This window comes from Bacillus sp. S4 (genome assembly GCF_040838205.1).
Lineage (GTDB): Bacteria > Bacillota > Bacilli > Bacillales > Bacillaceae_G > Bacillus_A > Bacillus_A cereus_U.
In genome coordinates this window covers 1-9,909 of record NZ_JBFPJI010000120.1, presented here as the reverse complement: position 1 = coordinate 9,909, position 9,909 = coordinate 1, and the positions used below count along the sequence as shown (strand labels likewise).

The following is a 9,909-nucleotide window of genomic DNA, read 5'->3' as shown; positions in this document are numbered from 1 at the left end:
AAAGAAATTGATATTATGATGATTTCAGCTGTACATGATATGGGAAGTATAAAAAAAGCATTACAATATGGAGTTGTAGACTATCTAATTAAACCATTTACATTTGAACGCTTTAAGGAAGCATTAACTGTGTATCGAGAAAAATTTACTTTCATGAAAGAACAACAAAAAATTAGTCAATCGGAATTAGATTCGCTAATTTTACAAAAAGAAAAAAGAGAGTCCTTTGACTATAAAGAGCTTCCGAAAGGATTAACAAAGCAAACATTGCAACTAATTTGGCAGCAAATCAAATCGCTTCACGGACAAGCATTTACAACAGATGAAATGGCGAAATTAGTAGGGGTTTCAAGAGTTTCTATTCGAAAGTATGTAATGTTTTTGACTGAAATTGGAGTTTTAGAGAATGAAATGGTGTATCAACATGTGGGAAGGCCGGTAAGTAAATTAAGGTGTATTGACCCAAACAAAATAGACTTTTACGTATAAGCGACTTATTATAGGTCGCTTATACTTTTTTTAATTACAAAAGTAGTTACAAAACTTACAAAAACTATTTTTACTATTGAAAGCGTTTTAATATTGTTATTAAGAAAACAAGGGGGTGCCATATGGGAATTCAAAAGAATGTGGAAGCGGTATCATTTTCTGAGGGAAATGAGGTACAAAGAGAATCGTTCGCTTCTAAAATTATGAATGTAAAAATCGGTGTAATACCTTTACCGTTATATGTAGTATTGGCTGCTATTATTTATGGGGCATCTGTATATAATAAATTACCAGCAGATATGATTGGTGGATTTGCAGTTATTATGATTATGGGTATTTTCTTAGGTGACATTGGGATGAGAATTCCAATTCTAAAAAACATCGGTGGTCCAGCAATTCTTTCATTATTTATTCCATCGTTACTTGTATTTTTCAACTGGATGAATCCAGCTTCAATGGAAGCTGCGACTATGTTAATGAAAAAATCGAACTTTTTATATTTATATATTTCTTGTTTAGTAGTAGGAAGTATTTTGGGAATGAATCGTAAAGTGTTAGTACAAGGTTTCGTTCGCATGTTTATTCCTTTAGTAGTAGGAACGTTAGCTTCTATAGCAGTAGGCTTATTAGTAGGTTCACTATTTGGATTTGAAATGAAGCAGACATTCTTCTTTATCATCGTACCAATTGTGAGTGGTGGTATTGGGGAAGGGATTTTACCATTGTCGTTAGCTTACGGTGATATTTTAAATGAATCATCAGCAACATTTGTATCACAGCTTATTCCAGCAGCTATTATCGGAAATATGTTTGCAATCGTGAGTGCAGGCTATATGAAACGATTAGGGGAGAAGAGACCTGAACTTAGTGGGAATGGTGTATTAGTAAAAACAGATAATCAAGCAGAATTATTAAAAGAGCAAAATACAGAAAAACCAATTGACTTCTCATTAATGGGAGCAGGTTTATTAATTGCATGTACGTTCTTCATCTTTGGAGGATTTGCTTCTAAGTTCATCGGTATTCCTGGGGCAATCATTATGATTTTCTCAGCAGCACTTGTGAAATACTTTAAATTAATGCCAGCAAAAATGGAGCAAGGAGCATTCCATTTATATAAATTTATTTCAAAGAATTTAACTTGGCCGTTAATGGTCGGTTTAGGATTGCTATACATTCCGTTAAAAGACGTAGCAGCAGTTCTTTCTGTAGGATATGTTGTTGTTTGTGCATCAGTTGTTCTTACAATGGTAGCATCAGGTTTTCTTGTAGGGAAAGTGATGAAAATGTATCCAGTTGAATCAGCAATTGTAACTGGATGTCATAGTGGTTTAGGTGGAACTGGAGATGTTGCTATTCTATCAGCTTCAAATCGTATGGAATTAATGCCGTTTGCGCAAATTTCAACGCGTTTAGGCGGGGCTGCAGTGGTCGTAACAGCAACAATTTTATTGAAAATGTTTTCATGATCAAAACAAGCTAGCTATATTCGTATAGCTAGCTTGTCAAATTAAGGGGAGATTATAAGTATGTTAGAAAATCAAATTAATGAAAGATCATTGTTATTGCATAAAGAGTTAGTAGGGAAAATTGAAATTACAAGTAAAGTAGAAGTGAATACAGCGGACGATTTAAGTTTGACTTATACACCGGGGGTAGCAGAGTCTTGTAAAGCAATTGCAGCAGATGAGGAAACAGCGTATGACTATACAGCAAGAGGGAATATGGTTGCAGTTGTTTCAGATGGAACAGCAGTACTTGGTTTAGGGAATATTGGACCGAAAGCGGCTATGCCTGTTATGGAAGGGAAAAGTATTTTATTTAAGAAGTTTGCGAATGTAGATGCTTTCCCGCTATGTTTAGGGACGACTGATGTGGATGAAATCGTTACCCTTGTGAAAAATCTAGAGCCTACATTTGCAGGTATTAATTTAGAGGATATTGCAGCACCACGCTGTTTTGAAATTGAAAAACGATTAAAAGAAGAAACGAATATTCCTGTATTTCATGATGATCAGCATGGGACGGCTATTGTCGTTTTAGCAGCTGTTATTAATGCATTAAAAGTTGTAAGTAAACAAATGGATGATGTGAAAATTGTTATTAACGGTGCGGGTTCGGCAGGAATTGCAATTGGAAAATTATTATTAAAAGCTGGCGCAAAACACATTACGTTAGTTAGTTTAGAAGGTATTGTTTGTGAAGGTGAAACGTGGATGAACGAAGCGCAAATCGAAGTTTCACAGAAGACAAATCGAGAATATGTACGTGGAACATTAAAGGAAGCGATTCATCAAGCTGATATTTTCATCGGTGTATCTGCTCCAAACGTATTAACGAAAGAACTTATACAGACGATGAACGAGAAACCAATTGTGTTTGCAATGGCGAATCCAATTCCAGAAATATTCCCAGAGGACGCATTAGAAGCTGGGGCAGCTGTAGTAGGAACTGGGCGTTCTGATTATTCGAATCAAGTAAATAATGTATTGGCGTTCCCTGGAATATTCCGCGGTGCGTTAGATGTACGTGCGACTGATATTACAGAAGAGATGAAATTAGCGGCAGCATATGGGATCGCTAACATAATTACAGACGAAGAGCGTAATGCGAATTATGTAATTCCAAATCCATTAGATAAAAGAGTTGTTCCAAGTGTTGCAGAAGTAGTAGCGAAAGCAGCCATTGATTCAGGGGTGGCGCAAATTACGAAAATGCCAAGTTATAGATAGTCAAAAGCAGTGCCTTAAAAAGGCACTGCTTTTTTTGAGATAAGAAATCAAAATAATGAAGAAGGATAGAATTATTTATGTCCCTTCATTATTTATTTAATTCCATTGCAACTTGTTTACCATTTACTAAAACCTCAGTTACTGCTACGATCACTTCTATCATTTTTTTCATCTCTCATCTCTCCTCGCTTCATTTCTTACTTTAAGTATAAGAGAAGAGAGAGAATCCAACTATTGAAGTACGTGACGTAGAAATTACATTGTTGTAAGGAAGTGTTCCAGTTTTGTCACTTTATTCGGCAGTGATTACAAATTGATCATAATATCTTTCATTCACATATATGTTTAATACCCATAATCCAGATGAAGGTAGTGACATTACGAGAGGGAGTTCTTTTATTGTAGTATCGATTGTATTTGAAGTAGTCCAATTTGGTTCGGAAGTTTCCTTTGGAACGATTATTGGTGTTGGAAGGATAGAGCCTTGTTTTAAAGCAATAATAGATAGTTTTCCAGTTGGCATTTCAGGATCTAGGAAGAACCACATTATTTCATTTTGTTCATTTGCGATAATAGAGCTATCAGCCATGGCGATTTTTCCTTCGATGCCTTTTAACGGTATTTTTCCTTCTACGAATGATGGAGCTTCTTCCCAATTTACATCTTTTAAAACACTAAGATGAAAAAAAGAAGGTGCGTTAATTTGAGAAGATGACGTTTCTAGTACTTCTTTTTTAGGTACATTTGAATCTGGCTGCACCTGCGCGCAGCCAGTAATGAGGAAGGAGAAAAGTAGCATAGTTCCGATTTTTTTCATGGTGCCACACTCCTAATTTTTATTGTTAGTGTAATTGTATTTGCTAGCAGGCGGGACAATTCCTTTAAATCATAAAAAGAGGTCGTAAGTTTTGTACGACCTCTTTTGACATTTTCTATATTTGTTCAGTTGAAAAGGTTGGTTCTCTCTTTTTTTGAGACATTGTTAAGAGAATAACAGAAAGAACGATACATACTCCGCCTAATAATTGATATGCTCCAAAGGATTCATTAAGCCAAGCGATTGAAACGATGGCAGCTACAAGTGGTTCAATGCTAGATAAAATACTTGTTTCTGTTGCTGTTAAATATTTAAGACTCCCGATATAAAGAAGGAAGGAAAGAGTGCCACTTATAATGATAAGAATAAGCATAGAAAAAGTTTGAAATGTGAAAGTTTGCGAAATCTGATTCCATCCAAAAGAACGATTACAAATAAGCAGTGCAATCCCTCCAATTAACATCCCCCAGCCAATTACTATAGTTGTTCCGCATTCTTTAATAAGAGAAGCCGGATGAAGGGTATAAAACGCAAAACCAATCGCTGTTAATAGGCCGAAAGTAATAGCTGCTCTAGATAAAACAATATTTTCAATTGAACCGTTTGTAATAATAAAGTATGTCCCTGTTAGTGCAGTTATAATTGCGAGTATTTGCATAGAAGCAGGGAATTTCTTTTGCTCAAACGCAACGTAAATGGTAATAAGAACAGGACCTAGAAATTGAAATAGTGTTGCCGTTACGGCATTACTAATATGAACTGTTTCGATAAAAGCGTACTGCGCACCAAGCATGCCAAGAATAGAGAAAATTATAAGTTGTATAAAGTGTTTAGGATGTTTCCAAATGTGAAATATGTTTTGTTTTTTAATAAGCAAGAAAGCCAAAATGAATATTCCTGCGAGTAACAGGCGAATTGTTAAAAAATCAATTGATGATACGTTCGTATGTTGAAATAGCCACTGAATCATGGGACCAGATAATCCCCACAGGGTAGCTCCTGTAATAATCATCATAAGTCCGATGCGTCTACCATTGTTCATTATCATGCATCTCCTCTCTAGTATTTGATTATTAATGTGTTACATGATAAAAGGAATTATATAGAACTTCTGGTACTGCAAAAAGTATCAGTTATGTATTTTTGGGAGGGGTCAGATGTTGTGTTAGAACTAACGCCTAATTTGAGTGCAAATAGTAAGACAGCATTGTATGTACAATTGTATGAGTATATAAAAAAAGAGATTAAAGATGGAACGATTCCGGCCTTTACGAAATTACCGGCTAAGAGGAAGCTGGCGACATATTTACAAGTGAGTAAAAATACAGTTGAAGCTGCTTATGAGCAACTTCTTGCTGAAGGATATATTGAGTCGATTTCTAGAAAAGGTTATTTTGTATGTGAAATCGAGCAAATGATTCATGTGGAAGGCAGCGAAGAGGTAATAGGAGAAGCGCCTTTTCAAGATAAGAAGTATAAATTTGATTTCACTCAAACGGGTGTGGATACTAATACTTTTCCGTTTCATGTATATCGAAAAATTACGAACGAGGTATGGCAATTTGAAAATAAAGATTTACTTTTTATTGGACATCCGCAAGGGGAGGTAAGTTTACGAGAAGAAATCGCGAGCTATTTGTATGAATCTAGAGGTGTACGATGCGTAGCTAGTCAAATTGTAATAGGAGCGGGTACGCAAATATTAGTAAAAATGTTATTTCAGTTGTTAAAGGGAAGTCGTTATGCGGTTGAGAACCCTGGGTACCATCGGAAAATGGTTGTTTTCGAGCAAGGGGAACAAAATGTACAAATGTTATCTTTAGATAGAGATGGAATTCGTATGTCACAGTTAGCGGATAGCCATGCAAATGTTGTATTTGTTACACCTTCGCATCAGTTTCCTTGCGGGATGATTATGCCAATTACGAGAAGAATACAGCTTTTACAATGGGCGAAAAAAGAAGAAGGAAGATATATTATTGAAGATGATTATGATAGTGAATTCCGCTATTCAGGAAAGCCAATTCCAGCGCTGCAAGGGTTAGATAGAGATGGGAAAGTAATTTATATGGGGACGCTGTCTAAAGCGCTATTGCCATCATTACGGATGAGTTATATGGTGTTGCCAAAACCCCTCATTAAGCAGTATCAGGAGCAATATTTATTTTACACACAAAGCGTTTCAAGAATAGATCAAGAGATCATTAAGAAATTTTTAAATGACGGGCATTGGGAAAAACATATTCATAAAATGCGTGTTGTGTACCGAAAGAAGAGAGACCGTCTTGTTTCGGTAATAGAAAAATATTTTTCTAATCGCATTGAAGTAATAGGGGAAGATTCCGGCCTACATATTTTATTAAAAGTGCATAACGGGATGGAAGAGAAAGAATTAATGGAAGCTGCAGCTGAAAGGAGTATTAAAGTGTACCCTGTTTCGATGTATTATAGGGAAGGGACTTCTCCAAAAAGTACAGTATTGCTTGGATTTGCGACTTTATTAGAGGAAGAAATTGAAGAGGCCATTCAATTATTATATACAGCATGGTTTAAAAGAAAGTAAAAAACATCCTCATAAATGGAGGATGTTTTTTTATTATTTTTCTTCATCTAGGAAAAGAACCATATGCTCTTCATCCCAATATTGTCCGTTATATTTTAATGAGCGTTCTTGCACACCAAATGTTTTAAATCCTAATGACTCATAAAGTTTTTTTGCACCATCGTTTCCGACAACAACATCAAGCATAACTTGCTCTACTTCTAAAGATTTAGCAAGCTCAAGACATTCTTTAATAAGTGCTTTTCCCGCTCCAAGTCCGCGTGCTTTTGGAGACACGTATACTGAACCAATTTTCGCTTTATGTTCTTGTTTTACATATGGTTTCGTTTCCAGTGTTGCAACTCCGATTAATTCTCCATCTTTAAATGCACCTAGTGTATAGTTCTCATCTTGTGCTAATTTTTGGGCTTTATATTCAATAGCACACTCTTTATTAATAATATCTTCATAAGAAGAGCTGAAAGCTTCCGGGTTTTGTTTTAACCCTTCTACTCGAAGTTCTAAGTAAATTTCTGCTTCGTCTTTTGTTAATACATGGATATCCAATTATATCACCCTCCAAATCTTTGACAGTTATACCTATATTTTATATTGAAATAAGAATAATTTCAAAAGCTTAGCTTATATGAGCTGGTTTTATAAATAAAATAGCACCAGTAGTGTTCTGCTACTGGTGATTTCACGCATATATTATTCAAATGGTAATTCAATTATAAATTCTGTTCCGACTTCTAATTCGCTTTTAACTTCGATAGAACCATCATGAAGTTCTACAATTTCCTTTGCAACAGCTAGTCCGATACCTTTTCCTCCCGTAGCTCGTGTTCTAGATTTATCGACACGGTAAAAGCGATCGAAAATGTGTAGGATATCTTCTTTTGGAATACCTTCACCTTCATCTTGTATACTTATTGTAAAAGTATGCGCATTGGTTAGTACACGTATTGTTATAGAAGTGTTTTCTGGCGAATGTTGATAAGCATTCTGCAATAAATTTAACATCACTTGTTCCATACGCCTTTCATCTATACAAACTTCTAAATCATTTTTACAGTACACATGAATTTCTATTTGTTTGTTGGTTAATGTTGTTTTTGTTTTTTCAACCATGCGTTCTAAAAATGGTCTCAGGAGCATTTTTTGTTTTTTAATAACGAATTGATGTTGCTCTAATTGTACGAGCATAAATAAATCTTGTACGAGATCAGTTACACTATCGGTTTCATCCTCGATGATTTGTAAATACTCTTCACGTTCTTCCTTCGTTAAAGAATTCCTCTTTGCCACTTTCGCATAACCTTTCATATAAGTTAGTGGAGTTAGTAACTCGTGCGCTACACTGGCAAGAAATTCGTTTCGCTCTTTTTTCATATACGTCAGTTCACTAGACAGTTCCTCAATGGTTGTGGCTAAACTTCCAAGTTCGTCATTTCGTTTAATCCCTAATTGAATTGGTTTGTTTAATTTTGACATTTTTTCTGTTGCTCTCTTCATCTTTATAAGAGGATCTGTAATAACTCGAGAAAAAACAAAGACAGAAATAGTTGTTAAAATAAGTGTCAAAATACTCACGATAATGAATTGATTCATTAGTCTAAGTAGCATATCTTCTAAGAAGGATGTTTTTAAGAACATGTGTAATTTACCTTGAAAGTCTTTTGTGTCAATTGGTGTTACTGTTGAGATGAATTTTGATTCTTTCCAATTCTTTTCTACTATTAATCCCCCCTTTTTAACTGGGGGGATTTTACAATGAAGTTGTTTTTGCATATCTTTTGTTACTGTTTCTGAGGCCGAAGTGATTTTTCCATTACTGTCAGTTATAACAATGGCTATATCAGAATTAGTAAGTGCTTCTGTTTCCATTAAGTCTTCAGCGGCATCTTCAATAGAGAAGCCAGAAGAGGCAGGGCGGTTGAGATGTTCAGCATGTTTTTTTTGCTCAGCGTATTTGCCGTATTTGCTCCATTTTGCACGCCGTTCGATCGTATCACGATAGCGGTTTCCCTTCTCTAAAAGAGCAATGGTTTCCTCTTCAACACGCATTTTTGAAAGACTTTTATAAAAAGATACGAAAGCGATTGTCTCAATACATAAAGCTAATATTAAAAAGTATGTCCCAACTTTAAGGGAAAGTCTGCTCATTTTCTCACCATACCTTATTTCATATAAAGGGTCAGTGGTCTACTATTGTCCACTGATCAAATTAATTATTCGCTTTTCCATTTATATCCAACTTTATAGACAGTCTCTAAGTAATCTTCAACTGGAAATCCTTTTTTGCGTAACTTATCCCGTATATTACGAATATGTGAATCGATAGTTCTGTATTCGATATCTGTTTGATAGCCCCAAATCTTCTCGATTAAATCGTCTCGGCTGTAGGCACGGTTTGTATTTTGTAAAAATAGTCCGAGTAACGAAAATTCAATAGGAGTTAGTGAGATTTTGTCATTATAAACTGTAACAGTATGTTTCGTTTTATCCCACTCAATACCATTGAAGCTAACAAAGCTATCTTTCTTTGTACGACGTAATATAGCCTCGATTCGCGCGACTAATACATGTTCATCGAATGGTTTTGTAATATAGTCATCTGCTCCCATGGTCAGGCCTTTGACCATATCATAATTTTGGTTGCGAGCTGTTAGCATAATAATTGGAACGTTGGAAATTTGACGGATTTGATAGCAAGTATCCCACCCATCCATATTTGGCATCATAACATCTAATAAAATAATATCGAAGTCCTTTTGTTCGATTAATTCTAGCGCTTCAAGGCCAGAGGTAGCTTTCATACAAAAATAGCCACGAGGGCTTAAGAACAGATCTAATAATCGTAACATACGTTCTTCATCGTCTACTAATAAAATTTTCACCATAATCTTGTGCACCCCAAACTCTTCATTCTACTTGTATAGTTTACATGAAAATAATAAAAAACTCTTTTTATGTGATTGAATGGATGGCTGATTTTTTCAATCAGGGCAATTGACATAAAAAATGCACTAGTTTTGCACAACTATTTTTTATAATAGAAAACGTAGCGACACAAATACCCTATGTTGCGACATAACGTCATGTCATTTTATTTATAAAATGACAATTCCATTCTATTGTGTATGTGAGATAGAGAGGGTTTTCGTATTCACCTCGCATCGGATAAGAAAAATTTCCTATCTCACACTTTTTTTAATATAAAGGGGATTGTACACATGAGTAAAAAAGTAGAACATTTACAAAAAGAAAAGCAAGATCGTAATGCGATTGTAATGTGTGTTGCGGTATCTATGCTTATTATGATAAGT

General features: G+C 35.1%; 9 protein-coding genes. 4 read left to right on the top strand and 5 right to left on the bottom strand.

What is annotated here, in order from left to right; translation table 11 throughout:
- From AB3X48_RS13125 to AB3X48_RS13115, 3 genes are all read left to right on the top strand, one after another.
- Window positions 1-489: response regulator (locus AB3X48_RS13125; protein WP_367959657.1), on the top strand; the 489-nt coding region annotated here is incomplete at its 5' end.
- 122 nt (window positions 490-611) lie between these two features.
- Window positions 612-1,958, top strand: coding sequence for a 2-hydroxycarboxylate transporter family protein (locus AB3X48_RS13120; protein ID WP_002113946.1), 1,347 nt, complete (start codon window positions 612-614; stop codon window positions 1,956-1,958).
- A gap of 60 nt (window positions 1,959-2,018) precedes the next feature.
- Window positions 2,019-3,221, top strand: coding sequence for an NAD(P)-dependent malic enzyme (locus AB3X48_RS13115; protein WP_016103493.1), 1,203 nt, complete (start codon window positions 2,019-2,021; stop codon window positions 3,219-3,221).
- A gap of 292 nt (window positions 3,222-3,513) precedes the next feature.
- On the opposite strand, the gene AB3X48_RS13110 is transcribed toward AB3X48_RS13115, so the two are convergent.
- Complete coding sequence (locus AB3X48_RS13110) at window positions 3,514-4,038, bottom strand: DUF4871 domain-containing protein (RefSeq protein WP_002159347.1); 525 nt, start codon at window positions 4,036-4,038, stop codon at window positions 3,514-3,516.
- Between the two features lie 115 nt (window positions 4,039-4,153).
- Window positions 4,154-5,080, bottom strand: a complete 927-nt coding sequence (locus tag AB3X48_RS13105; RefSeq protein WP_016103494.1) for a DMT family transporter — start codon at window positions 5,078-5,080, stop codon at window positions 4,154-4,156.
- Between the two features lie 120 nt (window positions 5,081-5,200).
- Here AB3X48_RS13105 and pdxR point away from each other — a divergent pair, with 120 nt between their 5' ends.
- Window positions 5,201-6,601, top strand: coding sequence for a MocR-like pyridoxine biosynthesis transcription factor PdxR (gene pdxR / locus AB3X48_RS13100; RefSeq protein WP_088098690.1), 1,401 nt, complete (start codon window positions 5,201-5,203; stop codon window positions 6,599-6,601).
- Between the two features lie 33 nt (window positions 6,602-6,634).
- On the opposite strand, the gene AB3X48_RS13095 is transcribed toward pdxR, so the two are convergent.
- From AB3X48_RS13095 to AB3X48_RS13085, 3 genes are all read right to left on the bottom strand, one after another.
- Window positions 6,635-7,147: a GNAT family N-acetyltransferase gene (locus tag AB3X48_RS13095; protein ID WP_000351210.1), complete on the bottom strand. Its 513-nt coding sequence runs from the start codon at window positions 7,145-7,147 to the stop codon at window positions 6,635-6,637.
- Window positions 7,148-7,291: 144 nt separating this feature from the next.
- Window positions 7,292-8,746: a sensor histidine kinase gene (locus AB3X48_RS13090; protein ID WP_016103496.1), complete on the bottom strand. Its 1,455-nt coding sequence runs from the start codon at window positions 8,744-8,746 to the stop codon at window positions 7,292-7,294.
- A gap of 65 nt (window positions 8,747-8,811) precedes the next feature.
- Window positions 8,812-9,483 carry a response regulator transcription factor gene (locus tag AB3X48_RS13085; protein ID WP_088098691.1) on the bottom strand — a complete coding sequence of 224 codons (672 nt, stop codon included), beginning with the start codon at window positions 9,481-9,483 and terminating at the stop codon, window positions 8,812-8,814.
- Between the last annotated feature and the right edge of the window lie 426 nt (window positions 9,484-9,909).